Here is a 1,034-nt window from a genome sequence, read left to right on the forward strand (position 1 = left end):
GACCGACGTCCTCGACGCCCAGCGCTTCGACGAGCTCGCCGCCCGGCTGACCGAGCAGTACGGCGTGACGGTGTATCTGGCCGAGTTCTCCGGCGTCACCCGTGACGCCATCCCGGCCGCGGCCAAGGACGCGACCGAGCTGACCGAGCTGGCTCGGCTGCGCGGCAGGCCCGGCGGCTGCTACCGCCTCGACGACCTGCTGCTCGAATACCAGCTCACCCGCCCCGGCCCGGCCCGGGAACGCCTGGCGCAGCGGGTGATTCCGCTGCTGGGCAGCCCGCATCTGATCGAGGCGCTGGAAGCGCACCTGCGCCACGGCGCCGATCGCAAGACGGCCTCACGCAAGATCCACGTGCACCCCAACACCTTCACCTACCGGTTGCGCCGCATCGCCGAGCTCACCGGACTCGACCCGGCCGACCCGACCGATTCGCGCATGCTGGCCGCCGCGCTCACCGTGCACCGGCTCGACACCCCGCAGCGGCACGGCGAGGACCAGCAGGTCTAGCGGGTCAACCCGTCGGCGACGGCGCCGAGCCCCGCGGAGATCGCGGCGCGCTGCGCGGGCTCGAGCACGTCGACGAACACCCGGCGCACCACCTCGACGTGCCCGGGCGCCACGGCGTCGAGCTTGGCCCGGCCCGCCTCGGTGAGCACCGCGTTGACGCCGCGAACGTCGGTGTCGTCGTCGACGCGGCGCACCAGCCCGGCCTGCTCGAGCTTGCCCACCTGGTAGGTGAGTCCGCTCTTGGAGGTGTAGCTGGCGGCGGCGAGGTCGGTCATCCGCATGGCGCCGTCGGCCTCGGCGGCGAGCCGGACCAGCACCTCGTACTGGGTGTGCGTGAGCCCCTCCCCCTTGAGGTGCTGGTCCACCGCGCGGTCGACCAGCGCGCCCGCGGCCAGGAACCTGACCCACAGCCGCATCTCCTCGGCATCGAGCCACCTGGGTTCTTCCATGCCGCAAACCCTAATCACTTCGGCGGAATAGCTGCGCATCGCGTATTGTTCAAATTTGAACATACCCAGTTCACCCG

At 71.2% G+C, this 1,034-nt stretch carries 2 protein-coding genes; one reads left to right on the forward strand and one right to left on the reverse strand.

The features are described 5' to 3' along the window. A partial coding sequence (locus ACWDNU_RS47085; protein ID WP_449673611.1) for a PucR family transcriptional regulator occupies positions 1-508 on the forward strand: 508 nt, incomplete at its 5' end. Here the strand turns inward: ACWDNU_RS47085 and ACWDNU_RS47090 are convergent. Beyond that, positions 505-957, reverse strand: coding sequence for a MarR family winged helix-turn-helix transcriptional regulator (locus ACWDNU_RS47090; protein ID WP_355282338.1), 453 nt, complete (start codon positions 955-957; stop codon positions 505-507). The genes ACWDNU_RS47085 and ACWDNU_RS47090 overlap by 4 nt on opposite strands. Positions 958-1,034: the final 77 nt, after the last annotated feature.

Source organism: Amycolatopsis sp. NPDC003676, assembly GCF_053587275.1.

Coding starts and splice junctions, on each gene's coding strand:
- ACWDNU_RS47090 (WP_355282338.1), bottom strand. CDS start 957: ATGGAAGAACCCAGGTGGCTCGATGCCGAGGAGATGCGGCTGTGGGTC.